Below are 26380 nucleotides of genomic sequence, written 5' to 3' on the forward strand. Positions count from 1 at the left end.
GCGCAGGTTCCGGCGGCCCCGCGCCGGGACCCGTATCATCGCGTCACTCGCCTTGCTTGTACATGTTCAACGTGTAGCCGCGGTCCCGATAGAAACGGTACCGTTCGCGCCCAGCCGCCAGCCCGTGCTCGTCATTGCCGATCACCTCGAGCAACCGCTCAAAACGCGCGAATTGCGGCGGCACCGCGCTGCCTAAGTTGAGCAGAATCGCGTAGTGCGGCGCCTGATCCAGATCAGTGGTCAACACCACCGGCGTCTCGCCGGCCAGCGCCGAGTCGGCCATGCAATGCGGGATGAAGTCCAGCGGCGAGAACGTCCACAGCCGCTCATCGAAGGCGCGCAGCACGGCAGGCTCGCCCAGCACGACGAGCGGCTGCGCGGCCTGGTAGGCTTTGCGCGCCAGCCGGCACGCATAGCTCAGTGGATCCGCGACGTGGGTGTGAAAATCCACACGGGTCATCGACAGCCCAAGCCTCGCTGGTTCATGGATGCGGCGCGGTGCGCTTTGGCGGGCATCACTTCGCGCGATCGAGCAAAAATTGCGTAAGCAGCGGCACGGGACGGCCGGTTGCGCCCTTTGCGCTGCCACTCTTCCACGCGGTGCCGGCGATGTCCAGGTGCGCCCACGGGTAGGCCTGCGCAAAACGCGCGAGAAAGCACGCGGCTGTTACGCTGCCGGCTGGCCGCCCACCAATGTTGGCCATGTCCGCGAAATTCGACTTCAACTGCTCCTGGTATTCGTCGTCCAGCGGCAACCGCCACGCGGGATCCGACGCATGGCGGCCGGCCGCGAGCAACGCATCGGCCAACGCGTCATCCTTCGAGAACAAGCCGCTATGATGGTGCCCCAGCGCGATCACGCAGGCGCCCGTCAGCGTCGCGACGTCGATCACGGCAGCCGGCTTGAAGCGCTCTGCGTACGTGAGCGCATCGCACAGGATGAGCCGTCCCTCGGCGTCGGTGTTCAGGATCTCGATCGTCTGGCCAGACAGGCTGGTCACGATGTCGCCCGGCTTGTTCGCGCTGCCGCTGGGCATGTTCTCGCAAGTCGGGATCAGACCGACGACGTTCAGCTTCAGACCCATCTCGGCGATCGCGCGGAACGTGCCGAGCACCGAGCCGGCGCCGCACATGTCGTACTTCATCTCGTCCATGCCTTCACCCGGCTTAATCGAGATGCCGCCTGAGTCAAATGTGATGCCCTTGCCGACCAGCACCACCGGCGCCTGCCTCGCTCCAGCGCCATCGTGCTGCAGCACGATGAACTGCGGCGGTTGCGCCGAGCCCTTGGCGACCGACAGAAACGCCCCCATCTTCAACGCCTCGATCCGCTTCTGACCCAGCACCTCGACCTTCAGCTTCCAGTCCTTCGCCAGTTGTTTCGCGACACCGGCTAGATACGTGGGCGTGCAGATATTGCCGGGCAGGTTGCCCAGCTCGCGGGTCAGGTCCATGCCATTGGCGATCGCCACGCCCTGCTTCAACGCGACGCGCGCCGCCTTCTCGTGCGCCGAGTCCACCACCATGACGACCTTCTTCACTGCGCCGCCATGGGTCGCGTCGGCCGCCGGCTTGGACTTAGTCTGCGTGTATTGGTAGGTCAGCTCGCGCAGCGTCAACGCGCTCACGCGCACGCTCCAGCTGGCATCGCGGTCGTTGACCGCTACCTGCGCGAGCGCCCATGTCACACTGGCCGCGCGCGTGGCCAGCACCGCGCGCCAAGCCGCGCGCGACGCATCGGTGAACGTCTTCGGGCCCAGCGCGTCCTGCTTGCCAAGGCTCACCAGCAACACGCGCGACGCGCCAATGCCGGCCACTTCGTGCAGCATCAGCGTCGAGCCGGCCTTGCCGTCCAGGTCACCGCGCTTGACCAGGCGGCTGACCAATCCGTTGCTCGCGGCATCAAGCTTTTGTGCGGCGCCAGACAGCGGCTGCGCATCGAATACGCCGACCACGATGCAATCCGACTTTGCGTTGAGCAAGGTGCTGTCCGCGGCTTTGTTCCAATCACAGGCTTTTGTGCTAAAGTCCATCGCGCTCGTCCTTGGCTAGAATCCTGGGCTGTTATTCAAACTAAGCCGCAATTATCCGCTATTTTTCCTGCCGCGGCGCTGCTGGCACCGGATGTCCTCCTTCGACGGACCGGTCCACGTGCATCACGCTCGTGGAAACGCCCATCGTGGACGGGCGGTGAATCCCGACTCGCAATCGTGGTCCAAGCCGGCAGCCAGGACACGAACATGATGTGACCAGATGATTCTTGAACGCTCCTTGCAGCGCGAACTCGCCTATACGGCCGGCGCGGTTTTCCTCGTGCTGCTCACCCTCGTGCTGACGACGATGATGATCCGCATCGTCGGCTTCGCCGCCTCGGGCGAGATCGATCCCCGCGACGTCGTCGTGCTGATTGGCTTGACCATGATCAGCTATATGGCAGTGATGCTGATTGCGACGCTGTTCGTGTCGATCCTGTTCGTGCTCACGCGCTGGTACCGCGACTCCGAGATGGTGGTCTGGCTCTCATCCGGCGTAAGCCTGACTCGGCTGGTCAAGCCGATCGCGACGTTTGCCGCGCCGATTGTCGTGCTGATCGCCTTTTTTGCCTTCGTCGGCTGGCCATGGGCGAACGAGCAAAGCAAGCTGATCCGTGAGCGCTTCCAGCAGCGTGACGAGGTGTCGCTGCTCGCGCCCGGCCAGTTTCGCGAATCCGCCGCGAACCATCGCGTGTTCTTCATTGAGAAGATGAGTCCCGATCAAAAACGCGTCGAAAACGTATTCGTGACAAGCACAGAAAACGGCAAGATCAACGTCGTCGTCTCCAAAACCGGCCATACGGAGATCCACCCGAATGGCGACCGCTTCGTCGTGTTGGAGAACGGACGTCGCTACGATGGCGAGCCGGGTCAGCCCGATTTTCGCATCATGGAATTCGCGCGCTACGGGGTAAAAATCCAGAGCCAACAACTGGTGAACCGACCGACGACCACCAGCCTGCCGACGGCCACGCTGCTGCGCGAGCCGAACACGACCCATCTAGCCGAATTCGCGTGGCGGGCCGGCCTGCCGTTGACTGCGCTGAACCTGATGCTGCTGGCGATTCCGCTCGCGTATCAGAACCCGCGGCGTGGCCGCACGATCAACTTGGTGCTTGCAGTGCTCATCTACCTGACGTATTCGAACCTGATGAACCTGGTGCAAGCCTGGGTCGAGCAAGGCAAGATCGCGTTCTTGCCCGGGCTGCTGGGGCTGCACGTGATCGTCTCGGCGATCGTCGCCTTCGTGTTCTGGTTGCGCGTACGCAACCGTCCACTGCTGCGGCGCCCGGCGCTGCGCGCGGCATCCGGGGGCTGACCGATGCGCATTTACGAAAGGTACTTCGCCAAGCAGGTCTACCTAACCTTTGCATTCATCCTGTTCGCGTTCTCGGGGTTGTTTTTCTTCTTCGACTTGATCAGCGAACTGAACGCCGTCGGGCACGGCAACTACAAGTTCAGCTATGCGGTGCTGCGCGTGATGCTGCAGACGCCGTCACGGTTCTACGAGATCATTCCGGTCGCCGCACTGATCAGTGCAATCTATGTGTTCGCGCAGATGGCGGCCAGTTCCGAGTTCACGATTTTTCGCGTCTCAGGGCTATCCACGCATCGCGCGCTCGGCTCACTGCTGAAAATCGGCGTGCCGATCGTCGTGCTAACCTTTGCGATCGGCGAAGTCATCGGCCCCTACACCGACCAGTTGTCCGAGCGCGTGCGCCTAGAGGCGCTCGGCTCGTCGGTATCCAGCAATTTTCAATCGGGCGTGTGGGTCAAAGATACCGTGCCGGGCAATGGCACCGCCGCGCAGGTCACGCGCTTCGTGAACGTGGGAGAACTGAAGCCGGACGCGACCATTTCGAATGTGCGGATCTATGAATTCGATTCACAGTTCCGCCTTGCGGACGTGCGCACGGCGGACAGCGGCCGCTATATGCGGCCGGGCCAGTGGCTGCTCAAGGGCGTGACGGAAACGCAGCTACATGATGTGGCACCGGCCACCGCGACAGCCAAGGACGTGCTCAATCCCGTGTATAAGTCCGCGCAGGTCTCGATGCCAGCGTACCAGATGCGCTCCGAGCTGACTCCGCAGATCCTGTCGGTGTTGCTGGTCGCGCCGGACCGAATGTCGATGACAAACCTGTTTTCGTACGTGCAGCATTTACGCGAGAATCACCAAGATGCGCAACGCTATGTGATTGCACTGTGGCGCAAGGTGCTCTATCCGTTCGCCGTACTGGTGATGCTGGTGCTGTCGCTGCCGTTTGCCTACTTGCATACGCGCGCGGGCGTCGTCGGCGTCAAGGTGTTCGGCGGCATCATGCTCGGCATGAGCTTCCAGCTGTTCAACACGCTGTTCTCGCACATCGGCACGCTCAATACCTGGCCCGCGCCGTTGACCGCCGCAACCCCCGGCCTACTCTATCTCGCATTGGGATTGCTCGCGCTGCGCTGGGTCGATCGCCACTGACACCCGCGCCGGTGTCACCTCGATCACCTCATCGTGCCGGCACGGCCAAACAACATCGGGTCGCCGACCTTGAGCCGCACGACCCGCGCGTGTTCGCGCGCCGCATCGATGATCTGCTTGTTAATAAAATGCTGTGCACTCGAGCGCTGGCCACACCGCTTACCGACCGCGATCTTACGGGCCTGCGGCGCATGCTCGAGCATGCCCGGCTCGACCAGTGCATCATGCAGCACCACATCGGCAATGCCCAGCATGCGTGCGCCGCGCACCGTGATGAGATCCGACGCACCGGGTCCCGCCCCGATCAAGTACACCTTGCCCATCATCGTTCCTGTCCGTTCGCGATCACTGGATCACCATGGGATAGATTACGCCGAATATGCACGGACCATGCCAGCGGCGACCGTCTGGTGGGTCGCGTCGTCGATCAGCACGAACGCCCCAGTACCCGGATGACTATCGTACGTGTCCACAACTACCGGCTTTTGCAGCGTCAGGGACACCGTGCCGATATCGTTCATTGCCAATGCGTCCCGCCCAGTAGCATGCGACAACGTATGCACATCAAGCACCCGTTCGATCGCACTGACGCGTGCCAACACGGTCGCGCTCGTCTGCTTGAGCAGGTACTTGCGTTGCAGCGACAACGGCGCATCGTCGAACCAGCACAGGTCCGCCTGCAGTTTGCGGGCCGGCGTCGGGACATCGTCCGCGGCCACCAGCGTATCGCCACGCGATACGTCGATATCCTCGGCCAGGCGCACCGTCACGCATTGGCCGGCAAACGCGCGATCGACCGAGGCGGTGCCACCTGGCACCGGCACGATGATCTGCGCCACGCTCGCCCGGCGCTGGGCCGGCAGCACGGCCACGGCCTGCCCGAGCTTGATCTCGCCGAATTCGACGCGCCCCATGTAGCCGCGGAAATCGTCCGCCTGCGTGCCGTCCTGCCGCGCGACCCATTGCACCGGCAAGCGCAGCGCCGCCCTCACCTGCAGGTCCACCGGCAGCGACTCCAGCATATCCAGTAGCGGCTCGCCGGCATACCACGGCATGCGCTCGCTCGCGGCGACAATGTTGTCGCCCTTGAGCGCCGAAACCGGCACAAAGCGCACGTTGGCCAGGCCCAGTTGTGCGGCCAGCTCAACGTATGCATCGCGAATCTGGTTGAAACGTTTTTCGCTGAACTCGAGCAGATCCAGCTTGTTGACCGCGACAATCACGTGCGGCAAGCCCAGCAATTTGACGATCGCGCTATGGCGCTTGGTTTGCGGCAGCAGCTGCGTGCGCGCCGCGTCATCCACCCTTACCCGCGTCGCATCTACCAGGATGATCGACGCGTGCGCAGTTGACGCGCCAGTCACCATGTTGCGCGTGTATTGCTCATGCCCCGGCGTGTCCGCGATGATGAACTTGCGCTTGGCAGTGGCTAAGTACCGGTATGCCACATCGATCGTGATTCCCTGCTCACGCTCGGCCTCCAGTCCATCGGTCAACAGCGACAAGTCGATGTCCTCGCCGACGGCGCGCTTGTTCTTTGCGCGCGACAGCGCCGACAACTGTCTTGAACTTGCGCGGCAGCCACGCAAATTCGGGATGGAACGCGGACCATTGGCGCAGCAACTCGGCCCATGGGCGCGGATCGACGATCTCGTCCGGCGCGACGCCGGCGAACTGGCGCGTCGAGAAATGGCCGTAGCCGCGATCGTGCTCGCGTGCAATGCGCGCCAGCATCCGCAGCTGGTCGCTGCGCAGGTTGCCGTACGGACCGCAATACGATGCATATAAGCGTGCCGCTGCATGTACAACCCGTTTTGCAGCCGCAGCGGGCGGAATTCTTCTTCGGTCAGTTCTCCAGACAAACGCCGGCGAACCTGGTCGGCATACTGCCGGACACGCTCGTCGACGATCGCCTGGTCGTACGGGTCGTATTGATACATGGGAAGCCCAGTCTTTCGTGTGCGTTGCGCGCCGACGGTGCACTACGCCGGTCCACTCTTGCTGGGCCCCCTGCGCGCCGCCGTCCCGTTCGAATAATCCGCCATTTGCAAAGCACAAAAACAGATATCGATATTGGGAAAACTAGAAAATCGTAATAGACTCGCTTTATACGTCAAACGACTAAAAAATTCTGTCTTTATGCGGAAGGGTTATATATGAACCTGCATCAGTTCCGGTTCGTGCGCGAGGCCGTCCGTCAGCATTTCAACTTAACGGAGGCGGCCAAGGCCCTGTACACATCGCAGCCCGGCGTATCGAAGGCGATCATCGAGTTGGAGGACGAGCTTGGCGTCGAGATCTTCACCCGGCACGGCAAGCGCGTGCGCTCATTGACTGAGCCCGGCAGGATCATCTTGTCCTCGGTGGAAAAAATCCTGCAAGAGGTTGAAAGCCTAAAAAGAGTCGGGAAGGACTACGCAGCGCAAGACCAAGGCAATCTGGTGATCGCCGCCACCCACACGCAGGCGCGATATGCCTTGCCGCAGGCGGTGACCGAATTCAAAAAGCGGTTTCCGAAGGTGCACCTGTCGATTTTGCAAGGTAACCCGACCCAAGTCGCCGAAATGGTCCTGCACGACCAGGCCGACCTAGCCATCGCAACCGAGGCCATCTCGACGTACAAGGACCTGGTTTCGCTGCCGGCTTTCCAGTGGCATCATTTGGCAGTCACACCGCCCGGACATACGTTGCTTGATAAAAAGGAACAGATCACGCTGGACGATCTCGTGCAATTTCCGTTGATCACCTATGACAACGCGTTCGCGGGGCGCTCGAAGATCAACCAGGCGTTCGCTTTGCGCGGACTCACACCGGACATCGTCCTCGAGGCGATCGACGCGGATGTCATTAAGACCTATGTCGAACTGGGCCTGGGCGTGGGGATCATGGCCGACGTCGCATTCAACGCGGAGCGTGACCAGCAGCTACGCGCGATTCCCGTGGGCCGCCTGTTCGGCACCAACATCACGCGGATTGCGTTGAAGCAAGGCGCCTACCTGCGCGGCTATATCTATACCTTTATCGAATTGCTCTCGCCGGCGCTGAACCGCAAGCTGATCGAGCAGGCAATGCGGGGCAACGCCGATTCATATGCATAGCCGTGCCGCCTCGTCCTGCGTGAGCCGCTTGTTCTACCAGTGGCTGGAGACTGTGCTTCGAATCCCATCTTCCGGGTTTCCTGTCACCAACGTGCCCCGGCTTACAGGTGGCTCCATACGACACCCCAAAACCGAACACATGACATGCTATAAACCCGGACAATTCATGGGCTCACGACACGCATGACCGACATGCTTGCCGAGCGTGTCGAATTACGACATAATCACGGTTTGCGCCGCGTGGTGACTTCGATCCTACGCGGATCAGCATCGCTCACGGATAGTGAGTGTGAGGTAGTGTTGCAAGCTGCTTCACCGTTTTGCCCGGGTGGTGAAATTGGTAGACGCAGGGGACTCAGACCAAATTTGAGCCCTTCAGGGGAAACCCCGAAGGTGAAGCCCGTCAAACTCGGTGAAGGCCCTGGACGCGAGTCCGAGCTAATGCCGAGCCAAGCCTTGGCGCTGTCAGGCGCCTTGGAAGGTGTAGAGAGCAGACGGCGGGCACCTAAGGCCAATAGGCTAAGGTGAAGGCGTGCTCCAGACCACGAACGTCCTCTCTCTGAGTGGACGGCGGCGAAAGCCGAAGTGGGAAGAAAATCCCCCGCCGCAAGGCGTGCCGGTTCGATTCCGGCCCCGGGCACCAACAGTATTTCGGCATAGGCCGCAGTATGCGGAGAAACCCCGTGAGATCACCTCTCACGGGTTTTTTTCTTTTGCGGCCAATGGGAATCGGCGCGGCTAAGCTTGCGCGCCCTGCGGCGCTTTCGGCCAGACCTTGACCGTCACGATGCGCGGACCGACCCGTTCGTTGACGGTAATTAGGCATGAGCCAAAGTCCACGCTCTGCCCCTGCTGCGGCAATTCGCCCAGTTTGTCCAGGATCATGCCGCCGACTGACTCGGCCGACTGCTCACCAAAGTGTACGCCCAGCAGGTGCTCGAGCGAGACGATCGACAGACTGCCGCGACCGATCACGCTGCCATCCGACTGCCGTTGCCATTCAACGTCAGTCGCGCGCGTATCGTCCCGAATCTGGCCGACCAGCGCCGCAAGCAGGTCCGGCAACGTGACGAAGCCGACCGGCTTTAGCCCGGGACGCCCGATCACCGCAAAGTGAGGCGCACCCGAGCGAAAGCGCTGCAGCAACTCGAGCGCGGGCATCTCCGGCAACACCTCGAGCACAGGGCGCGCAAGCTCGCGTAGGTCGCGCGATGTATGCCCTTCAAGACGGCGAAACAGCAAGTCTTTCACGTCGACCATGCCAAGCACCTTGTCGCCACTTTCGTCGAATAGCGGATACCGGCTGTAGCGACTCTTTGCCGCCAACGCCAGGTTCGCGTCGAATGACAGGCCCACGTTGAAGCTCACCGCGTCGCGCAGCGGACGCATCAGGTCCGATGCAGTTAGCTCGCCGAACTCCAGCGAGTGCGACAACGTACTCAGCTCGTCGCTCGAGAACTGCCGATGCGACCGGCTCGCGCGCACGATCAGCTTCAACTCGTCACGACCATACGGTGCTTCGGCCTGTCCGGCATCCGACAGGCCAAACCACGCGAGCATCCGGTTCGAGCTGACATTAAGCAGTGCAATGGCCGGATACATGATCCAATAGAACAGATAGAGCGGCACGGCAGTCAGCAGGCCGGCGCGCTCCGGCATCCGGATGGCGAGCGATTTCGGCGCAAGCTCACCTGCCACAATATGCAGGAACGAAATGATCAGAAACGCTAGCGCCAGCGCGATCGCGTCGGCAAGCGGCGGCACGATTTGCAGCATGCCGAACAGCGGGGCCAGCAAATGGGCAAACGCCGGCTCTCCTAACCAGCCTAGCCCAAGCGATGCAAGCGTGATGCCGAGTTGGCAAGCCGACAGGTAAGCATCCAGGTGGGCATGTACGCGCGCCAATACGCGGCCCCGCCAGCCGTATTGCCGGGAAATCGCTGTGACCCGCGTACCGCGCAGCTTGACCAGCGAGAATTCCGCGGCAACAAAGAAACCATTGAGAAAGACCAGCAGCAGGGCGGCGACAAACGCAAGAAATGTCTGCATCAGAAAAATCGAAACGGCTCACCGACGCGCGGGAACAAAGGGCCATTGTATGTCAGCACGGTGACGATGTTGGATCGGCCTGACGCACAGGTGTTGCGCAGTCGATGACCTGCCCCGCACACCGACAAGCCGCGACGCGCTGGTGCCCAGGCACGCGATAACGGGCGCGGCCTACACCGACCGCGGCGCGACGATGGCATTGTTAGAATCCCGACGCATGAACCTCGAGAACATTCTTTTTTCCCAAGGCTTCGGATCGCGGCGCGAGTGCAGAGCGCTCGTCATCCGAGGCGCGGTCACGATTGGCGAGCAGCGCTGCGACGATCCGAATGCCGTCTTCGAGACGGCGGGGCTGATATTCCACGTGGACGGCGTACGCTGGGCGTATCGGCACAAGGCCTACTTGGTCTTGCACAAACCACCCGGGTATGAGTGCTCGCACGCGCCGCAGCACCATCCGAGCGTCTATAGCCTGCTTCCCTCGGCGCTGATCACGCGCGGTGTGCAATGCGTGGGCCGCCTCGATGCGGATACAACGGGCCTATTGCTGCTCTCCGACGATGGAGCCTTCATCCATCGGCTGGGCTCGCCCAAGCACAAGATACCGAAGACATACGTCGCCACCACGCGCCATCCGGTGCAGGACGCCCAGCTCGATGCGCTGCGTCAGGGGGTGCAGCTGCACGGCGAGCCGGCGGTGAGCAAGGCGCGCTCGGCACGGCAGCGTGATGAGCGCACGATCGAGTTGGTGCTCACCGAGGGAAAATACCACCAGGTCAAGCGGATGATCGCCGCCGCCGGTAACCGCGTCGAGCAACTCCATCGCGAAGCCATCGGGGCACTCGTACTGCCCACGGCGCTCGCGCCGGGGCAGTGGCGGTGGCTCGAAACCGACGAACTGGGCAGGTTGACGGGATGAAACGAGCGGTATAACCGAACTTCGACCGAGCTTCGGCACGCCGGCAAACTGTAGACCCTTCGTATGCGTTAGCCCGGGCGTGCCACTGCTGCACTGCAGCATGCTTTCCGCAGTCCTATGTCTATACTGACAAATAAGAACGCCATCAAGCGTACGCTGTGGAGGGACGGCACCATGATCATCAGCGACACCTTCGAGATCACCTATATCACGATTGCGTTCGCGCTGCTCGGCGCAATACTGATCGGAGCACTGTTGACCGCACTTCATCTAAAGCGCAAGTACCATCCCAACCTGATCGGCGCGATCCTTGGCGCACTGTTGTGTTTCGCGATCATCGAGGCCATGCCATTGCTCGCGTCGTGAACGGCGTTCAACGGTGCACGCTCGATAATTGGCGCGCGTGCTCGCGCAAAAAGTCCTCGACACTCGGATAGCGCAACTTGACCATGAGTTCATCGCGCAAACGTCGGTTGGCCAGGCGGCGGGATTCGCGCATGAACGACAACAACGTCGCATCCAGTGTGGCCTCGGCCTGTTGCCGCGTGATGCGCGGCACCGGGCGCAAGCCGCATGCGCGGGCGATACGGTCGAAGTACTCACCCATTTTCCAATGCGTCGCGTCGACCGCGTGAACGACGCGCTGCGCTCGACCACGGAACAACGCCCGGACCGTGATAGCAGCGAGGTCGTGCGCATGGACGTGACCAGTATAGACGTCGTCGATATCGCACAAAGCCGGCGTACCGCGTCGCAGCCGCTCCAGGGGCAGCCGCTCCAGGGCGTAGATCCCGGGCACCCTGAGAATCGACACCCTGACAACCCCTCGTGAGCCGGCGCGACGCAATTGGCGCTCAGCCGATGCACGGCGCACCGCGCGTGCGTTGAGCGGCCGCACAGGCCGCGTCTCATCGACGAGCGCGCCATCGCAATCGCCATAGACCCCTGTGGTGCTCATATAGACAATGCGCACCGGCGGCGGCTGACGCAGCGTGCCCCGCTGCCACCGCCGGTGCGGCGCGGCACGCGCTGGCCGCTCGGGTACAATGACGTTCTCGGTCGTGAAGCGCCTGGCAGTCGCGTGCGTCCCGCCACCGGCTCGACGTGTGATGACTGTCGGCGCACCCATGGCGACGCGCGGTGCGCGGGCGGCGCGCCGCAGACCCTGCCGCGCGCCCAACGCAGCCAATAGCGCGGCAGTGCGGCGATCTGTCGTGCCGTGGGCTTGCGGCGGCGCCAGATGCAGCATTTGTCGCGCCACGCTTGCGGCACGTGCCAGCGAGCGCCGGTCGTCGAGATCGCCGAGCAGCGGCACGAGCCCGGCTGCCCGCAGCGATACGAAACGGGCTGGTTGAGTCGTCAGGGCGAACACGCGAAAGCGTTCGCGCAGCCATGCCGCACAGCGCAACCCGATATCACCGCAGCCGACCACCAGGATGCGGGGGCGGCCAAAAGCACGGCGACGCGGCAGCACGGCTGGCCACACAGGCGCGCCACCGCCGCTGCGCATGGGCGACGCGGCGGCGCAAGCAGCGTCCACTGCGTGCGGCGGCGTGGCGCACGATTGAAAAGATCGGCTGGAAAGGGTCATTGGGTGCATTGTAACGGGCCGGCCGATCAGACGTTTTTGTTATTACTCGATTGAACTATGGCATTCAACGTAACGATCCGACAAAGCGGCAAGCAATTCCAAGTCGAAGCCGACGAACCGGTTCTGACCGCGGCGCTACGTCAGGGCATCGGCTTGCCGTACGGCTGCAAAAACGGCGCATGTGGCTCATGCAAGGGCCAGCTCGTGAGCGGCAGTATCGAGCAGCGCTCGCATTCGTCATCGGCGCTGTCGAACGAAGAAAGAACCCGCGGCATGGCGCTATTTTGCTGCGCCACCGCGCAATCGGACCTGGAAATCGATATCCGTGAGATCGCCGGCGTGGGCGACATGCAAGTAAAGAAGCTGCCGTGCCGCGTCAATGCACTAGAGCGCGTAACGCACGACGTGATCGTGCTCAAGCTGCAACTGCCAGCCAATGAGCGGCTGCAATATCTGGCGGGCCAGTACATCGAGTTCATCCTGAAAGATGGCACGCGCCGCAGCTATTCAGTGGCGAGTGCGCCACACCATGAAGGCCCGCTCGAGCTGCATATCCGGCACATGCCGGGCGGCGTGTTCACCGACCACGTGTTCGGTGCGATGAAGGAGCGCGATATCCTTCGCTTCGAGGGTCCGCTCGGCACATTCTTCCTGCGCGAGGACGCCGATAAGCCGATCGTGCTGCTCGCTTCGGGAACCGGCTTTGCGCCCATCAAGGCGATCATCGAGCATGCCATCTTCAAGGGCATGACACGGCCCATGACGCTGTATTGGGGTGGCCGCCGGCGCGGCGATCTGTACCTGGCAAGCCTGGCCGAGCAATGGGCACGCGACGTGCCCGGCTTCAAGTTCGTGCCGGTGCTCTCCGAACCCGATCCGGCCGACGGCTGGCAGGGCCGCACGGGTTTCGTTCATCGTGCCGTCGTCGAGGATCTGCCAGACTTGTCCGGCTATCAGGTATATGCCTGCGGCGCCCCGGTGATGGTTGAGGCCGCGCAGCGCGATTTCACCGCGCATCACGGCTTGCCGGCCGACGCGTTCTATGCGGACTCGTTCACCAGCGCAGCGGATCTGGCAAACGCGGTCTGACCGGCTCGCACGGCGGCGTGCCCGCCTCAAGCCTCGTATCGAGCACGCGCGACGCCATTTCCGAGCAAGCGCGACGCAATTTCCGGTTTACAACCGGCGCTGGCGTCGCGTATTCTTCGCGGATGATTCGCGCGCAAGCTCATCTCCGACGTCGCTGCTTGCTGCTTCCATAGGGAAGCCGCTGGCTCGTCCCGGACTGTCGCGCAGAATTGCCGCGCACCGGATTACCAAGCCACGGACTTCCGTGGCTTTTGTTTTTCCGGATCTTTTGTTCCCGTTGGTCGTTGCGTGCGATCGCATTCCCGTTGAGCGGAGAGACTTGCCATGAATTTCCAGGATTACCCAATCCAGTCGCTGATGTACATCACCGATCGTCCCGATATCGTTTTCACGCACGGCAACGGATCGTGGCTACACGACAACAACGGCAAGCGCTATCTGGACTTCATCCAGGGCTGGGCGGTCAATGCGCTCGGGCACTGCAACGACGCGATGATCGACGCGCTGCACCGGCAGGCACGACTGTTGATCAACCCGAGCCCAGCGTTCTACAACGAGCCGATGGCGCGGCTAGCGAAGCTGCTGACCGACAACAGTTGCTTCGACAAAGTGTTCTTCGCCAACAGCGGCGCCGAAGCCAATGAAGGTGCGATCAAGCTCGCGCGCAAATGGGGCCGCAAGTTTAAGGGCAGCGCATACGAGATCATCACGTTCAACCATGGCTTCCACGGCCGCACGCTGGCGACGATGTCGGCCAGCGGCAAGCCCGGCTGGGACACGCTGTACGCGCCGCAGGTACCCGGCTTCCCGAAGGCCGAGCTTAACGATATCGGCTCTGTTGAGAAGCTGATCACCGACAAGACCGTTGCGGTGATGCTCGAGCCAATACAGGGCGAAGCTGGCGTGGTGCCCGCGTCGTGCGAGTTCATGCAGCAATTGCGGGCCCTCACGCGCGAACGCGGCGTGCTGCTGATCGTCGACGAAGTGCAAAGCGGCTGCGGCCGCGCTGGCACGCTGTTCGCCTATCAGCTCAGCGGCATTGAGCCGGACATCATGACGTTGGGTAAGGGTATCGGCGGTGGCGTACCGCTGGCCGCGTTGCTCGCCCGCGACGAAATCGCGTGCTTCGAGGCCGGCGACCAGGGCGGCACGTATAACGGCAACCCGTTGATGACCGCGGTCGGCGAAGCGGTGATATCGCAGCTTGTTGCGCCGGGCTTTCTCGAACACGTGCGCGAGAACGCTCGCTACCTGAGCGAGCGGTTGCTCGCGCTGTCCGACGCGCGCGGGCTGGCTGGCGAGCGTGGCGAAGGCATGCTGCGCGCGTTGCTGCTCGGCCGGGACGTCGGGCCACAAATCGTCCAGAAAGCACGCGACTTGGCGCCGGAAGGCCTGCTACTCAATGCCGCCCGCCCTAACCTGCTGCGCTTCATGCCGGCATTGAACGTGACGCGCGCCGAGATCGACCAGATGCTCACGATGCTCGACAACGTGCTGGACCAGGTGCTTTGAGCCGGGAGCAAGGCCGGCATGCGGGCCGGCGCCCGGTTGCCGGCAGTATGGGCTGCGTCCCTCGTCCTTAAAAGATTAATGGGGCCCAACCCGCGGTATCGATGGGGTGCCTGCCCGCGCCGGCCTGAAGTGCCGGCACCGACCGCACGTCGAGGCTCGGCCGGTGCCCAGTTGGCTCATTCGCCGAGGTAGGCGGCACGCACCTTGGGATCGTCCAGCATCTGTTCGGCGTCGCCCGACATCGTAATTGCACCGGAGTCCATGACGTAGCCACGGTTGGCCGCCTGCAGCGCGAGGCGGGCGTTCTGCTCGACTAGCAACACCGTCATGCCTTCCGAGGAAATCGCCCGCACCACCTCGAAGATCTTCTCCACCATGATCGGCGACAGGCCCATCGACGGCTCGTCGAGCAACAGCAGCTTTGGCCGCGACAACAGCGCGCGCGCCATCGCCAGCATCTGCTGCTCGCCGCCCGAAAGCGTGCCCGCCAACTGCGTGGCGCGCTCCTTCAGGCGTGGGAAGAAACCGAACATGCGCTCCACATCAGCCTTGATGCCCGCCGAATCGGTACGCAGATACGCGCCCATCTGCATGTTTTCCAAGATCGACATGCGCGCGAAGATACCCCGGCCCTCCGGCACCATCGCCAAGCCCCGCTTGAGCAATTCGTGCGTGGGTACGCCCTTGATCGATTGACCCAGATAGAGGATATCGCCGCCGGCCCATTCCTTGATCCCGGCGATCGCCTTCATCGTCGTGGTCTTGCCCGCGCCATTGGCACCGATCAGCGTGACCAGCTCGCCCTGCCCGACCTTCAGGTCCACCCCTTTGACCGCCTGAATACCTCCGTAGGCCACCTGCAGTCCCTGGATCTCCAGCATTGCCCCGTTCATTGCGCTCACATCGCTCGTCGCCATCTCAATGCACTCCCGCGCCCAGATAGGCTTCGATCACCTTCGGGTCCTTGCGCACGTCCTGCGGCAGGCCATGCGCGATGACCTTGCCGTAATCCAGCACGGTCATGCGGTTGCACAAGTGCATCACCAGCTTCACATCGTGCTCGATCAACAAAATGGTCTTGCCATCGTCGCGGATCTTCTCCAGCAGGCGCGTAAGCTCGACTTTCTCGGTCGCGTTCATCCCCGCGGCCGGCTCGTCCAGGGCGAGCAGCTTCGGGTCGGTCGCCAGCGCCCGCGCGATCTCTAGCCGCCGCTGGTGACCGTATGACAAATTGCGGGCCGTGTAGTCGGCGTACTGCAGCACACCCACATAATCCAGCCATTCCAGCGCGCGCGCCTTGATCTCGCGCTCTTCCTGCCGCTCGGCCGGCGTTTGCAATATTGCGCCGATCAACCCCTGGCGCGTCCGCACGTAACGCCCAACCATCACATTCTCTAGCGCCGTCATCCCGCCGAACAGCCGGATGTTCTGGAAAGTACGCGCGATGCCGGCCTTGGCCACCTGGTAGACCGCGGTTGGCATGTACGGACAGCCGTCCAGCACGAACTCGCCCGAATCCGGCGTATACAGCCCGGTAATCACGTTGAAGAACGTGGTCTTGCCCGCTCCGTTCGGGCCAATCAGCCCATGGATTTCGCCCGAGCGGATCTCCAGCCCCACATCGGAAAGTGCCTGCAGGCCGCCGAAGCGCTTGTTGACGCCCTTCACGGATAGCCGAATCGTTTGTTCACTCATTGCTGTTGACTCCGTGTCTGCAGACGCGTCACGCGCGCAAGGCCTGCTTGCCGTTGCGCCGCGCGATCTTGGCGAGCTTGTCCTCATGCTTGGCCGCCGGCCACAGCCCTGCCGGCCGATACAGCATGATTACCACCATCGCCAGCCCGTACAGCAACTGTCGGATCACTTCCGTGTCGAGGATCTGATGGCCAAAGATCGCGTTCTGCAGCGGTCCCATCGTCGAGCGCAGGCATTCCGGGAATACCGCGAGCAGCACCGCGCCGAGAATCACTCCGGGAATATGTCCCATGCCGCCGAGCACCACGCACGCGAGCACCATTACCGATTCCCAGAAGGTGAACGACTCCGGTGACACGAATCCCTGGAACGCACCGAACATCGCGCCGGACAGCCCGCCGAATGAGGCACCCATTGCGAACGCCAGTAACTTCACGTTGCGTGTATTAATGCCCATCGCCTTCGCGGCGACCTCATCCTCCCGAATCGCGGCCCACGCGCGGCCGATACGCGAATGCTGTAGCCGCGTGCAGACGAAGATCACGAACAGCGAACAGAGCACGAACAAGTAGTAATACAGGTAGACCGCCGGGAGCTTAAGGCCGAACAGTTCGTGGGTCTGCGCGAGATTGAAGCCGCCGATCTGCACCGGATCGATGCCCGTGATGCCTTTCGGGCCGTTGGTCACGTTCACCGGGCGATCCATGTTGTTCATGAAGATCCGCACGATTTCACCAAAGCCCAGCGTGACGATCGCCAGATAGTCGCCCTGCAGGCGCAGCGTCGGCGCGCCGAGTAACACACCGCACACGGCAGCCAAGGCCATCGCCACCGGCACGATCAGCAGAATCGATACGTGCAGCCCGCCGGGCGCTAGATGCTCGATCCACTCGAATTGGGTGGTGAGATGAGGCGAGGACAACAGTGCGGCCGTATAGGCGCCCACGGCATAGAATGCGATATAGCCCAAGTCCAGCAATCCGCAGAACCCCACCACCACGTTCAGCCCTAACGCCAGCATCACGTACAGCATCGCGAAGTCCAGCACGCGCACCCAATAGGGCCCGCCCACGGCGCCAATGAGCAGTGGCGTGCAGACGACCAGCACTGTCACCAGCAGTATGATCCCATGGTCTTTAGCCGTCCTCTTGACCGGAACCCGTGCCATGGACGTCTCGGTGGGTTGAATGGAAGTCATATTGAGTGCTCCTCAAGACGCGTCAGGCACGATCGGCAACGCGCTCGCCCAACAAGCCGGACGGACGCAAGACCAGCACGATGATCAGCACCACGAACGCAAACACGTCCTGGTAGTTACTGCCGATCACTGCGCCGGTGAGATCGCCGATGTAGCCGGCGCCCAGCTGCTCGATCAGCCCCAGCAGCACGCCCCCCACCATTGCGCCGCCCAGATTGCCGATGCCCCCCAGCACCGCTGCCGTGAATGCCTTCAGGCCCGGGATGAAGCCCATGTAGAAATGCGCGCTGCCGTACTCGGAGGCGATCATCACGCCAGCCAAGGCAGCCAGCGCCGAGCCGATCATGAACGTCGCTGAGATCACGACGTTCGGGTTCACGCCCATCAGACTGGCCACATTTGGGTTCTCCGCGATCGCGCGCATTGCCCGTCCGAGCTTGGTCTTGTGCACCAGCAGCAGCAGCCCGACCATCACGACAAACGCCGTGACGATGATCACCACTTCAGTGGGCGAGATCACGGCGCCAGGCGACGTATCAGTGGCCTCGATGACATGAAGCGGATTGGTGGAAATCAACTGCGGGAACGACAGCGGGTTGCGCCCCCAAATGATCATCGCTAACGTCTGCAATAGGATGGAAGCACCGATGGCGGTGATCAACGGAGCCAGGCGCGGCGCACGACGCAGCGGCCGGTACGCCACCTTTTCAATCGTGAAACCGAGGCACGCACATACGACTGCGGCAATCATCAGTGCAATGACCAGCGTGGGCACGTTGCCCAGCCCAGGGAAATGCGTCTGCAGCACGCTGATCGCCGAGAGCGCGACCATCGCGCCCACCATCAGTACGTCACCATGCGCGAAGTTGATGATGCCCAGAATCCCGTACACCATTGTGTAGCCCAACGCGATGATCGCGTAGACGCTGCCCAGCACCAGACCATTCAAGATCTGTTGGATGAAAATATCCATTGAATGCTCCTTGGACCGTACGCCACGGAACGCAGCCGGGCCGCAGGTGATGCGGCATGGCGAGGCGAAGCGCGCGGTGCTCCTGGTACCCAAAATGAACCGGTAAAGGTCTGCCGCCGACGATATTGGCGTATTCGTCATGGAAATACGTCAATTGGCGTGGCGGATACGAAAACGGCACCGAGGGTTAGCCCGGTGCCGCAGCGCTACACGCCGTTGTCAACCAGTTTGATGTGGCGCATTACCTCGCTGTAGTCAGTGAGCCGCACACGGCCTGGCGCCGCCATCTGCCCCGTGCGAATAGCAGCCCAACTTTCCGAATAGGACGATACGGCAAAATCCACCAGTCTTCGTTTCATCCTGCTGCGCGCGATCGGTGTACGCCGCAAGCGCGTCCCGGATACAGTGCCAACAAATCGGTTCCGCATTAAGTAGGTCTCCCGCGCCTTACAGCAAGACGACTTTCGTCCCTAAACAGGTTACGAAACGCGCGCATTGTAACGCCGTTTTTGCAGTGAACAATATTCAAAACCAGCCTGCGCCCTATTCCTGTGCTGACGGCACGTGAGGATGGGGTAGCGTCGGGCATGGCGCGCTCGGCTCGGACGACCCGTCGCCAGAAGGCTCGGACGATCCGCCAGAACAGTCGCAGCTCGACTTCCACAAGAGTGGTCCTCCCCCAACAGCCCTCGCATTTTCGCCGCCGCCCCGTAAAACCACGCCTGATTTGGCAAAGCGCATGGGCCGGCCGCGTCTGCGAAATACGAAGGCTGCCATTGATACTGACATCGTCTATACCGAATCAGTATCAATTAATGGATTGAGGTCACCCGTGTCAAAAACCCCTGTTTTCACGATGAAGCTGGAACCCGAGCTGCGCGACGCTTTTGCGGCCGAAGCCAAAGCAGCGCACCGCCCGGCGTCCCAAGTGGTGCGCGATCTAATGCGCGATTTCGTCCAGCGCCAACGCGAAGCGCGGGAGCAAGTTGAAGTCGATGCTGTCACACAGCGTGCAGCGCTACTGCGCAAGGCCGATGAGGCCGCCGCCTCAGGCGGTAAGGCGCCGCCGCGGTGGCTCAAGCTAGCAGCGCCAGCCCTTTGGGCAATGGGAAGGAGACGTTTTCCTGGACGCCATCCAGCGTCCGGACAGAGCAAGCGCCCAATTGACGCAGCCGCTCGACGACCGCCTGTGCCAATGCCTCGGGTGCCGAAGCGCCCGCCGTCACGCCAACGCGTTGCTTGCCGCCCAACCAGGCCGGATCGATTTGCTCCGGCGCATCAACCATGTAGGCCGGCACGCCACGCTTTTGCGCCACTTCGCGTAGGCGGTTCGAGTTGGAGCTGTTCGGACTGCCGACGACGATCACGACATCGCACTGCGGCGCCATGAATTTCACCGCATCCTGCCGGTTTTGCGTCGCGTAGCAGATGTCTTGCTTCTTCGGCTCGCGAATGGCGGGAAAGCGCGCCTTCAGCGCGCCGATCACCTCCATTGCATCGTCGATCGACAGCGTGGTCTGCGTCACGTATGCAAGCCGGTCGGCATCGGCGACCTTTAGCGCAGCAACGTCCGCCGCGGTCTCGACTAGGTGCATGCCCGCACTGGCCTGCCCCATCGTACCTTCGACCTCCGGATGGCCGCGATGGCCAACCATCACGATCTCGAAACCTTCGGCACGCAGCTTGGCCACCTCCATGTGCACCTTGGTGACCAGCGGGCAGGTGGCGTCAAAGACCCGCAATCCTCTGTCGAGCGCGCGGGTGCGCACTGCCTTCGGCACGCCGTGCGCGCTGAAGATCAGCGTCGCGCCGTCCGGGACGTCGTCGAGCGATTCAACGAATATCGCGCCCTTGCGACGCAGGTCATCCACAACATAGGCGTTGTGCACGATCTCGTGACGCACGTAGATCGGCGAACCGAACAGCGTCAATGCACGCTCAACGATCTCGATCGCCCGATCGACGCCCGCGCAAAATCCACGCGGCTGCGCCAGCAGTATTTCACTCGGGTATTCGGTTGTTGCGGTCATAGCGCTTCCTACAGAATGCCGATGATCTGGACCTCAAAGGTCAGATGCTGGCCGGCCAGCGGGTGGTTGAAGTCGAACAGCGCATACGTCTCGCCGACCTCCTTGAGCACGCCGGCATAGCGCGCTCCACTAGGGGCGTTGAATTCGACCAAATCGCCAGGAGAGAAATCCTCGCCAATCATCGAATTTTCACGCAGCGTGGCCAGCGAGACCTTCTGCACCAGTTCCGGATTACGCACGCCAAATGCCTGCTCCGGTGCCAGCCGAATGGCCGAGTGGTGCCCGACTTTCATGCCGAGCAGAATGTCTTCCAGTGGTCCCGCGAGCTGTCCCGCGCCGAGCAACAGCGTCGCAGGCTTGTCGTCGAACGTGTTGACGATGTCCGCGCCCCCCTCCAGCGAAAGCCGGTAGTGCAGCGTGACATGGGAACCGGGCTTCACCTCGGCAATATCAATGATGCTCATGCGCAAGTTTCAAATACCGCGCGCCGCGGACTGCGACCACGCAAGCTGTCATTGTAAGCCACCGCAGCGACACCAACATGGAGGTTAATCAATGCAACCCGGAACCGACAACCCGACGGCGCGCCAACATGTGCCGATCCCGATCCGTCAATGGCCGGAACATGAGCGGCCACGGGAGCGATTGTTCGTTGCCGGTGCGCGTGCCCTGACCGACGCGGAGCTGGTTGCACTGTACCTGGGCAGCGGCAGTCGCGGACGCGATGCGGTCGGACTGGGTCAGCAATTGCTGGCGCGCTTTGGCTCACTGCGCGGGTTGTTCAGCGCGTCCCATGACGAGTTGATTCAGGTCACCGGCGTCGGACCAGCAAAGATCGCACGGCTGCAGGCGGCCACGGAGATCGCGCGACGCGCGCTGGGCGAGCAATCGCGCGAGCAGGCGACACTGGATCGCCCCGAGATCGTCGAAGACTATCTGCGCCTGATGATTGGCACCCGGCCCTATGAGGTGTTTGTTTGCTTGTTCCTCGACACTCGGCTGCGTATGATCCATGCGGAGGAGCTGTCCCGCGGCTCGTTGTCGCATGCCGCAGTCTATCCGCGCGAAGTCGTCAGACGCGCGCTGGAAACCAACGCCGCCGCGTTGATCATTGCGCATAACCACCCCTCCGGCGCGGCGCAGCCCAGTGCGGCGGACCTGTCGATGACACGCACGCTCAAGGATGCGTTGTGCTTGATGGACGTCAAGCTGCTCGATCATTTCATCGTGACATCGGACACCATTTTGTCGCTCGCGCGCCACGGACTGCTATAGCCGGGCACGCACGACAGTTCGTGCGGATGACGCAAAACAGGTTGATTTTCCTTATCTTTTTCTGCTAGGATTGCGGTTTGCCCATACCAACCCTCTCGTATCACCCGAATTTAAGCGTATTAGGAGTGCTCTGATGGCACGCAAATGTCAAGTTACTGGGAAAGCGCCGATGGTCGGCAATAACGTTTCCCACGCGAACAACAAGACCAAGCGTCGCTTCCTCCCGAACTTGCAAAGCCGCCGGTTCTGGGTGGAAAGCGAAAATCGCTGGGTGCGACTGCGCGTTTCGAACGCGGGCCTGCGCCTGATCGACAAGAATGGCATCGATCCCGTGCTCGCAGACCTGCGTGCGCGCGGTGAAGCTTAAGGAGCTGCGACATGGCCAAAGGCGCTCGCGACAAGATCAAGCTGGAATCGACGGCCGGAACCGGCCACTTCTACACCACGACGAAGAACAAGCGCACGATGCCTGAAAAGATGGCGATCATGAAGTTCGACCCAGTCGCGCGCAAGCACGTGGAATACAAGGAAACGAAGATCAAGTAATGGATCTGCGGGACCTCCGATCGGCCCGCCGGTCGGAAGCTCAACGTCTCTCTCGAGACTGTGGAGCCTGACGAAGAGCAAAAGACCCCGGCCTCCGGGGTCTTTTGCTTTTTGCACGTCGTGTCACATCGGGGTATGCTCCTTCGTTTCCACGTACGGGTTCGGGCCCGTCACGTATGGTATGAGGAGACCATCCCAATGAATTTCGACGTCGTCATCGTCGGTAGTGGGCTAGCTGGGTTGAGCGTGGCGTTGAACCTAGCGCCCACCTGCCGGGTCGCCGTCATCGCAAAGCGGGCCCTGTCCGACGGTGCCAGCAACTGGGCGCAAGGGGGCATCGCAGCTGTACTGGATTCGGCAGACAGCATCGAGAGCCATGTCCGCGATACGCTGGTCGCCGGCGCAGGCCTATGCGACGAACCCGCAACGCGCTTCATCGTCGAGAACGGACGCTCGGCGATCGAATGGCTGGTCGGCGAAGGCGTGCCGTTCACCAAGGACGATAACGCCGAATTGGGGTTTCACCTGACGCGCGAGGGCGGACACAGCCATCGGCGCATCATTCATGCGGCCGATGCCACTGGCCACGCGGTACTGTCGACGCTTGCCGAACAAGCTCGCCGACGCCCGAACATCACCCTGCTCGAGCATCATTGCGCGATCGACCTGGTCACGTCCGACCGGCTCGGGTTGCCGGGCCGGCATTGCCTCGGGCTGTACGTGCTCGACATTGAAAGCGGCAAGACACTAACGATCGAGGCACCGCACACCGTGCTGGCCACCGGCGGTGCCGGCAAGGTCTACTTATACACGACGAATCCGGACACCGCGACTGGCGACGGCATTGCGATGGCCTGGCGGGCAGGCGCACGGGTGGCGAACATGGAGTTCATTCAATTCCATCCGACCTGCCTGTACCATCCGTATGCCGGCTCGTTCCTTATTTCCGAGGCGGTGCGCGGCGAAGGCGGATTACTGAAGCTGCCGGACGGCACCCGCTTCATGCCGCAGCATGACAAGCGCGCGGAATTGGCACCACGCGACATCGTCGCCCGCGCAATTGACTTTGAAATCAAAAAGCGCGGTATCGATTGCGTCTATCTCGATATCAGTCACCAACCGGCTGCATTCCTGCACAAGCATTTCCCGACAATCCTTGCCCGATGCCAGCAGTTCGGCATCGATATCACACGCGCCCCAATCCCCGTCGTACCGGCCGCCCATTACACGTGCGGCGGCGTCGTGACCGACCTGGCCGGCCGAACCGATCTTACCGGACTCTACGCGGTCGGCGAAACCTCTTATACGGGCTTACACGGCGCCAACCGGCTTGCCAGCAATTCGCTGCTGGAGTGCTTGGTCATCGGCAGGGCCGCGGCGCGAGCCATCGAAGACGCAGGGTTTCATGCCGCGCACAAGCTTAAATTGCCGGAGTGGGATGAGAGCCGCGTGTCCGATGCCGACGAAGAGGTCGTCGTGGCCCACAACTGGGATGAGGTGCGGCGGCTGATGTGGAACTATGTCGGCATTGTGCGAACCGACAAGCGACTGGCGCGGGCAAAGCACCGGCTAGCGCTGCTGCGCGATGAGATCCACGAGTACTATGCGCATTTTCGTATCAGCCGCGACCTACTCGAGTTGCGCAACCTGGTCGATGTGGCGTTGCTGATCGTCGACAGTGCCCGCTCCCGGTGCGAAAGCCGCGGCTTGCATTTCAGCCGCGACTGGGAGCAGGCGTTACCTAAAGCGATGCCAACGGTGCTGAGCCCGAAGCGAGCCCGCCACCACTCGATCTGATTGCCCGTAGCCACGCCCGCGACGACCCAGCGCCGGCGGCTACGCGCGATCGAGGATCCGCATCGAATAGTCGGTCGCGCGCACGTCCTTGGTCAGTGCGCCAATCGATATCCGATCCACGCCGGTCGCCGCGATATCGCACACCGTGTCCAAGCCAACCCCCCCGGAGACCTCAAGCAGGGCCCGATGATTGTTCAGCGCAACCGCATCACGCATCATGTCCAGCGTGAAGTTGTCTAGCAACACCGATTGAGCACGATGCGCCAGTGCCACCTGCAGTTGTTCAAGCGTCTCGACCTCGACCTGCACCGGCACACTCGCCTGCAACGCATGCGCGGCCTGCAGCGCGGCGGCAACACCGCCCGCGGCCGCAATATGATTTTCCTTAATTAGGATGCCGTCATACAGCGCCAGCCGCTGGTTGTCGCCGCCGCCGACCCGAACGGCATATTTTTGCGCCAGCCGCAGGCCAGGCAGCGTCTTGCGTGTATCGAGAATCCGCGCCCGGGTGCTGGCAATCGCATCGACGTATCGGCGCGTGGCTGTCGCGACGCCGGACAACAATTGTAAAAAATTCAAGCCATTGCGCTCGGCCGTCAACAGCGCGCGCGCGGGGCCGCGCAACGAGCACACTGGCGTATCGGCGTGCATCCATTCGCCTTCACGATAATGCCATGACAGTTCGATGCGGGCATCGACACGACGCATCACTTCAGCAAACCAGAGTACACCGCATAGCACAGCGGGCTCGCGCACGATGATCCGGGCATCGAACACGTCGTTGGCGGGCACAAGCAAGCCCGTCCAGTCGCACGCGCCAACATCCTCGGCCAGCGCGTCTTGCACGTTCCGGTGCAGCGCGGCCGTGAACGCGTCGCCGTAGTGCTGGCGGATTTGCTCATAGCCGTCCCACTGCGGCACCGCCACCGTGCGGATCTCGCGGCTGTTGGTCACGCCCATCACGCCGCCCCCACATGTCGAAACAACGCATCATCGCGCGCCAGGTCGCCGCTCGCCCGTATATTGCGCTTTTTCTGCGCCGCGAAGTCCAGCATGCGGTCGATCGGCATCCGCGCACGCTGAGCGATGGCCGGATCGACAAATATCTCGTTTGCACCAGACTGCAGCACGGCGACGAGATTGGTCAGGCTGTTCATCGCCATCCATGGGCAATGCGCACAGCTTTTGCATGTTGCGCTGTTGCCCGCGGTCGGCGCGGCGATGAACGTCTTGCCCGGCGCCGCCGCCTGCATCTTGTACAGGATGCCCAGGTCGGTGGCTACGATGAACTGGGTCGCGTCAAGCGCCTTCGCCGCGTCGATCAGTTGCGTGGTCGAGCCGACCACGTCGGCCTGCGCAACGACCGATTCCGGCGACTCCGGATGCACGAGTACCTTGGCGTCCGGATGCTCGGCACGCAACAAGTCCAGCTCGATTCCCTTGAATTCGTCGTGCACGAGACACGAGCCCTGCCACATCAGCATATCGGCGCCGGTCTTGCGCTGGATGTAGCTGCCCAAATGGCGGTCCGGCGCCCACAAGATCTTCTCGCCGCGCGCATGCAGCGCGGCGACAATATCGAGCCCGATTGACGAAGTCACCATCCAGTGCGCACGGGCCTTGACCGCCGCGCTCGTGTTCGCGTACACGACGACGGTTCGGTCAGGATGGGCGTCGCAGAACGCGGCAAACTGGTCGGCAGGACAGCCTAGATCGAGCGAGCATGTCGCATCCAGGTCCGGCATCAGCACGCGCTTTTCGGGGCTCAGAATCTTCGCGGTCTCGCCCATGAAACGCACGCCGGCCACGACCAGCGTACGGGCATCGTGATCACGGCCGAAGCGGGCCATTTCCAGTGAATCGGCAACACACCCGCCGGTTTCCTCCGCGAGAGACTGCAGCTCCGGGTCGACATAATAATGGGCGACCAGCACGGCCTGCCGCTGCGCCAGCAACTCGCGCAGGCGCACGCGCAGCTCGGCGCGCTCAGCCGCCGATAGGCTCTGCGGCACACGCGCCCATGCTTGCCCGACGCTGCAAGCTCCGTTGGGCATCACCGGTTGGTCAAACTCGACCGTCCTGATCGAATGCTGGTTCATCATGAT

At 62.3% G+C, this 26380-nt stretch carries 25 protein-coding genes and 2 pseudogenes; 11 read left to right on the forward strand and 16 right to left on the reverse strand.

Annotated elements, in window-relative coordinates; genetic code table 11:
- Positions 1-43: 43 nt before the first annotated feature.
- Together IHE30_RS10265 and IHE30_RS10270 are read right to left on the reverse strand one after the other, a co-directional pair.
- Entirely contained in the window at positions 44-460 is a 417-nt protein-coding gene (locus tag IHE30_RS10265; RefSeq protein WP_013434351.1) for a DNA polymerase III subunit chi, read from the reverse strand.
- 55 nt (positions 461-515) lie between these two features.
- Positions 516-2033, reverse strand: a complete 1518-nt coding sequence (locus IHE30_RS10270; protein ID WP_337690362.1) for a leucyl aminopeptidase — start codon at positions 2031-2033, stop codon at positions 516-518.
- A 220-nt stretch (positions 2034-2253) separates the two neighbouring features.
- On the opposite strand from IHE30_RS10270, the gene lptF reads away from it, so the two are divergent.
- Together lptF and lptG are read left to right on the forward strand one after the other, a co-directional pair.
- The gene (gene lptF, locus IHE30_RS10275; RefSeq protein ID WP_337690363.1) at positions 2254-3351 is read left to right on the forward strand and encodes an LPS export ABC transporter permease LptF; all 1098 of its coding nucleotides are present in this window, start codon (positions 2254-2256) and stop codon (positions 3349-3351) included.
- 3 nt (positions 3352-3354) lie between these two features.
- Positions 3355-4503 carry an LPS export ABC transporter permease LptG gene (lptG, locus tag IHE30_RS10280; RefSeq protein WP_337690364.1) on the forward strand — a complete coding sequence of 383 codons (1149 nt, stop codon included), beginning with the start codon at positions 3355-3357 and terminating at the stop codon, positions 4501-4503.
- A gap of 38 nt (positions 4504-4541) precedes the next feature.
- Here lptG and IHE30_RS10285 read toward each other — a convergent pair.
- From IHE30_RS10285 to IHE30_RS10295, 3 genes and pseudogenes are all read right to left on the reverse strand, one after another.
- Positions 4542-4826 (reverse strand): annotated as a pseudogene (locus IHE30_RS10285) (SAM-dependent methyltransferase); the annotation flags it as partial.
- 45 nt (positions 4827-4871) lie between these two features.
- The gene (locus IHE30_RS10290; RefSeq protein ID WP_337690538.1) at positions 4872-6101 is read right to left on the reverse strand and encodes a sulfate adenylyltransferase subunit 1; all 1230 of its coding nucleotides are present in this window, start codon (positions 6099-6101) and stop codon (positions 4872-4874) included.
- Positions 6058-6443, reverse strand: a pseudogene (locus IHE30_RS10295) (nitrite/sulfite reductase); the annotation flags it as partial. The gene IHE30_RS10290 and the pseudogene IHE30_RS10295, both read right to left, overlap by 44 nt.
- A 216-nt stretch (positions 6444-6659) precedes the next feature.
- Between IHE30_RS10295 and IHE30_RS10300 the strand changes: the two are divergent.
- Entirely contained in the window at positions 6660-7601 is a 942-nt protein-coding gene (locus IHE30_RS10300; RefSeq protein WP_337690366.1) for a CysB family HTH-type transcriptional regulator, read from the forward strand.
- A gap of 738 nt (positions 7602-8339) precedes the next feature.
- Here IHE30_RS10300 and IHE30_RS10305 read toward each other — a convergent pair.
- Complete coding sequence (locus IHE30_RS10305) at positions 8340-9650, reverse strand: hemolysin family protein (RefSeq protein ID WP_443193642.1); 1311 nt, start codon at positions 9648-9650, stop codon at positions 8340-8342.
- 217 nt (positions 9651-9867) lie between these two features.
- On the opposite strand from IHE30_RS10305, the gene IHE30_RS10310 reads away from it, so the two are divergent.
- Together IHE30_RS10310 and IHE30_RS10315 are read left to right on the forward strand one after the other, a co-directional pair.
- On the forward strand, positions 9868-10569 hold the full coding sequence (locus IHE30_RS10310; protein WP_337690542.1) for a pseudouridine synthase: 702 nt from the start codon (positions 9868-9870) through the stop codon (positions 10567-10569).
- Between the two features lie 174 nt (positions 10570-10743).
- Positions 10744-10935 carry a hypothetical protein gene (locus IHE30_RS10315; RefSeq protein ID WP_337690368.1) on the forward strand — a complete coding sequence of 64 codons (192 nt, stop codon included), beginning with the start codon at positions 10744-10746 and terminating at the stop codon, positions 10933-10935.
- A 7-nt stretch (positions 10936-10942) separates the two neighbouring features.
- Here the strand turns inward: IHE30_RS10315 and IHE30_RS10320 are convergent, their stop codons facing one another.
- A complete protein-coding gene (locus IHE30_RS10320; protein WP_337690544.1) occupies positions 10943-12040 on the reverse strand; it encodes an SDR family NAD(P)-dependent oxidoreductase in 1098 nt (365 codons plus the stop codon).
- A gap of 177 nt (positions 12041-12217) precedes the next feature.
- Here IHE30_RS10320 and IHE30_RS10325 point away from each other — a divergent pair, with 177 nt between their 5' ends.
- Together IHE30_RS10325 and IHE30_RS10330 are read left to right on the forward strand one after the other, a co-directional pair.
- Complete coding sequence (locus tag IHE30_RS10325; RefSeq protein WP_337690370.1) at positions 12218-13249, forward strand: CDP-6-deoxy-delta-3,4-glucoseen reductase; 1032 nt, start codon at positions 12218-12220, stop codon at positions 13247-13249.
- Between the two features lie 324 nt (positions 13250-13573).
- Positions 13574-14761: an acetylornithine transaminase gene (locus IHE30_RS10330; RefSeq protein WP_337690372.1), complete on the forward strand. Its 1188-nt coding sequence runs from the start codon at positions 13574-13576 to the stop codon at positions 14759-14761.
- Positions 14762-14937: 176 nt separating this feature from the next.
- On the opposite strand, the gene IHE30_RS10335 is transcribed toward IHE30_RS10330, so the two are convergent.
- From IHE30_RS10335 to IHE30_RS10370, 7 genes are all read right to left on the reverse strand, one after another.
- Complete coding sequence (locus IHE30_RS10335; RefSeq protein WP_337690546.1) at positions 14938-15654, reverse strand: ABC transporter ATP-binding protein; 717 nt, start codon at positions 15652-15654, stop codon at positions 14938-14940.
- A gap of 25 nt (positions 15655-15679) precedes the next feature.
- On the reverse strand, positions 15680-16456 hold the full coding sequence (locus IHE30_RS10340; RefSeq protein ID WP_337690373.1) for an ABC transporter ATP-binding protein: 777 nt from the start codon (positions 16454-16456) through the stop codon (positions 15680-15682).
- A gap of 28 nt (positions 16457-16484) precedes the next feature.
- Positions 16485-17654: an ABC transporter permease subunit gene (locus tag IHE30_RS10345; RefSeq protein ID WP_337690375.1), complete on the reverse strand. Its 1170-nt coding sequence runs from the start codon at positions 17652-17654 to the stop codon at positions 16485-16487.
- A gap of 22 nt (positions 17655-17676) precedes the next feature.
- Entirely contained in the window at positions 17677-18627 is a 951-nt protein-coding gene (locus IHE30_RS10350) for a branched-chain amino acid ABC transporter permease (protein WP_337690377.1), read from the reverse strand.
- 206 nt (positions 18628-18833) lie between these two features.
- Positions 18834-18986 carry a hypothetical protein gene (locus IHE30_RS10355; protein WP_337690378.1) on the reverse strand — a complete coding sequence of 51 codons (153 nt, stop codon included), beginning with the start codon at positions 18984-18986 and terminating at the stop codon, positions 18834-18836.
- A 717-nt stretch (positions 18987-19703) separates the two neighbouring features.
- Complete coding sequence (ispH, locus tag IHE30_RS10365; RefSeq protein ID WP_337690379.1) at positions 19704-20657, reverse strand: 4-hydroxy-3-methylbut-2-enyl diphosphate reductase; 954 nt, start codon at positions 20655-20657, stop codon at positions 19704-19706.
- Between the two features lie 8 nt (positions 20658-20665).
- Positions 20666-21121, reverse strand: a complete 456-nt coding sequence (locus IHE30_RS10370) for an FKBP-type peptidyl-prolyl cis-trans isomerase (RefSeq protein ID WP_337690380.1) — start codon at positions 21119-21121, stop codon at positions 20666-20668.
- A 91-nt stretch (positions 21122-21212) separates the two neighbouring features.
- On the opposite strand from IHE30_RS10370, the gene radC reads away from it, so the two are divergent.
- The 4 genes from radC (at position 21213) to nadB (ending at position 24275) form a co-directional block, all read left to right on the forward strand.
- The gene (radC, locus tag IHE30_RS10375) at positions 21213-21932 is read left to right on the forward strand and encodes a RadC family protein (protein ID WP_337690381.1); all 720 of its coding nucleotides are present in this window, start codon (positions 21213-21215) and stop codon (positions 21930-21932) included.
- 133 nt (positions 21933-22065) lie between these two features.
- The gene (gene rpmB, locus IHE30_RS10380) at positions 22066-22299 is read left to right on the forward strand and encodes a 50S ribosomal protein L28 (RefSeq protein WP_041753083.1); all 234 of its coding nucleotides are present in this window, start codon (positions 22066-22068) and stop codon (positions 22297-22299) included.
- Between the two features lie 11 nt (positions 22300-22310).
- Entirely contained in the window at positions 22311-22478 is a 168-nt protein-coding gene (gene rpmG / locus IHE30_RS10385) for a 50S ribosomal protein L33 (protein ID WP_013434320.1), read from the forward strand.
- A 198-nt stretch (positions 22479-22676) separates the two neighbouring features.
- Positions 22677-24275 carry an L-aspartate oxidase gene (gene nadB / locus IHE30_RS10390; protein WP_337690386.1) on the forward strand — a complete coding sequence of 533 codons (1599 nt, stop codon included), beginning with the start codon at positions 22677-22679 and terminating at the stop codon, positions 24273-24275.
- Positions 24276-24314: 39 nt separating this feature from the next.
- Here nadB and nadC read toward each other — a convergent pair whose 3' ends face one another.
- Together nadC and nadA are read right to left on the reverse strand one after the other, a co-directional pair.
- Entirely contained in the window at positions 24315-25235 is a 921-nt protein-coding gene (gene nadC / locus IHE30_RS10395) for a carboxylating nicotinate-nucleotide diphosphorylase (protein WP_337690388.1), read from the reverse strand.
- Positions 25235-26374, reverse strand: coding sequence for a quinolinate synthase NadA (gene nadA, locus IHE30_RS10400; RefSeq protein WP_337690547.1), 1140 nt, complete (start codon positions 26372-26374; stop codon positions 25235-25237). Before nadA ends, nadC begins: the two co-directional genes overlap by 1 nt.
- Between the last annotated feature and the right edge of the window lie 6 nt (positions 26375-26380).

The sequence above is a fragment of the Mycetohabitans sp. B46 genome (genome assembly GCF_037389205.1).
Classification (GTDB): domain Bacteria; phylum Pseudomonadota; class Gammaproteobacteria; order Burkholderiales; family Burkholderiaceae; genus Mycetohabitans.

Excerpts from the sequence above, each read along its gene's own strand:
- IHE30_RS10350 (WP_337690377.1), bottom strand. The coding sequence starts at position 18,627 with ATGGATATTTTCATCCAACAGATCTTGAATGGTCTGGTGCTGGGCAGC.
- nadA (WP_337690547.1), bottom strand. The coding sequence starts at position 26,374 with ATGAACCAGCATTCGATCAGGACGGTCGAGTTTGACCAACCGGTGATG.
- IHE30_RS10270 (WP_337690362.1), bottom strand. The coding sequence starts at position 2,033 with ATGGACTTTAGCACAAAAGCCTGTGATTGGAACAAAGCCGCGGACAGC.
- rpmG (WP_013434320.1), top strand. The coding sequence starts at position 22,311 with ATGGCCAAAGGCGCTCGCGACAAGATCAAGCTGGAATCGACGGCCGGA.
- lptG (WP_337690364.1), top strand. The coding sequence starts at position 3,355 with ATGCGCATTTACGAAAGGTACTTCGCCAAGCAGGTCTACCTAACCTTT.
- IHE30_RS10325 (WP_337690370.1), top strand. The coding sequence starts at position 12,218 with ATGGCATTCAACGTAACGATCCGACAAAGCGGCAAGCAATTCCAAGTC.
- IHE30_RS10300 (WP_337690366.1), top strand. The coding sequence starts at position 6,660 with ATGAACCTGCATCAGTTCCGGTTCGTGCGCGAGGCCGTCCGTCAGCAT.
- IHE30_RS10330 (WP_337690372.1), top strand. The coding sequence starts at position 13,574 with ATGAATTTCCAGGATTACCCAATCCAGTCGCTGATGTACATCACCGAT.
- IHE30_RS10355 (WP_337690378.1), bottom strand. The coding sequence starts at position 18,986 with ATGAAACGAAGACTGGTGGATTTTGCCGTATCGTCCTATTCGGAAAGT.
- IHE30_RS10335 (WP_337690546.1), bottom strand. The coding sequence starts at position 15,654 with ATGAACGGGGCAATGCTGGAGATCCAGGGACTGCAGGTGGCCTACGGA.
- ispH (WP_337690379.1), bottom strand. The coding sequence starts at position 20,657 with ATGACCGCAACAACCGAATACCCGAGTGAAATACTGCTGGCGCAGCCG.
- rpmB (WP_041753083.1), top strand. The coding sequence starts at position 22,066 with ATGGCACGCAAATGTCAAGTTACTGGGAAAGCGCCGATGGTCGGCAAT.
- IHE30_RS10340 (WP_337690373.1), bottom strand. The coding sequence starts at position 16,456 with ATGAGTGAACAAACGATTCGGCTATCCGTGAAGGGCGTCAACAAGCGC.
- radC (WP_337690381.1), top strand. The coding sequence starts at position 21,213 with ATGCAACCCGGAACCGACAACCCGACGGCGCGCCAACATGTGCCGATC.
- IHE30_RS10265 (WP_013434351.1), bottom strand. The coding sequence starts at position 460 with ATGACCCGTGTGGATTTTCACACCCACGTCGCGGATCCACTGAGCTAT.
- IHE30_RS10315 (WP_337690368.1), top strand. The coding sequence starts at position 10,744 with ATGATCATCAGCGACACCTTCGAGATCACCTATATCACGATTGCGTTC.
- IHE30_RS10305 (WP_443193642.1), bottom strand. The coding sequence starts at position 9,650 with ATGCAGACATTTCTTGCGTTTGTCGCCGCCCTGCTGCTGGTCTTTCTC.
- lptF (WP_337690363.1), top strand. The coding sequence starts at position 2,254 with ATGATTCTTGAACGCTCCTTGCAGCGCGAACTCGCCTATACGGCCGGC.
- nadB (WP_337690386.1), top strand. The coding sequence starts at position 22,677 with ATGAATTTCGACGTCGTCATCGTCGGTAGTGGGCTAGCTGGGTTGAGC.
- IHE30_RS10370 (WP_337690380.1), bottom strand. The coding sequence starts at position 21,121 with ATGAGCATCATTGATATTGCCGAGGTGAAGCCCGGTTCCCATGTCACG.
- IHE30_RS10310 (WP_337690542.1), top strand. The coding sequence starts at position 9,868 with ATGAACCTCGAGAACATTCTTTTTTCCCAAGGCTTCGGATCGCGGCGC.
- nadC (WP_337690388.1), bottom strand. The coding sequence starts at position 25,235 with ATGGGCGTGACCAACAGCCGCGAGATCCGCACGGTGGCGGTGCCGCAG.
- IHE30_RS10345 (WP_337690375.1), bottom strand. The coding sequence starts at position 17,654 with ATGACTTCCATTCAACCCACCGAGACGTCCATGGCACGGGTTCCGGTC.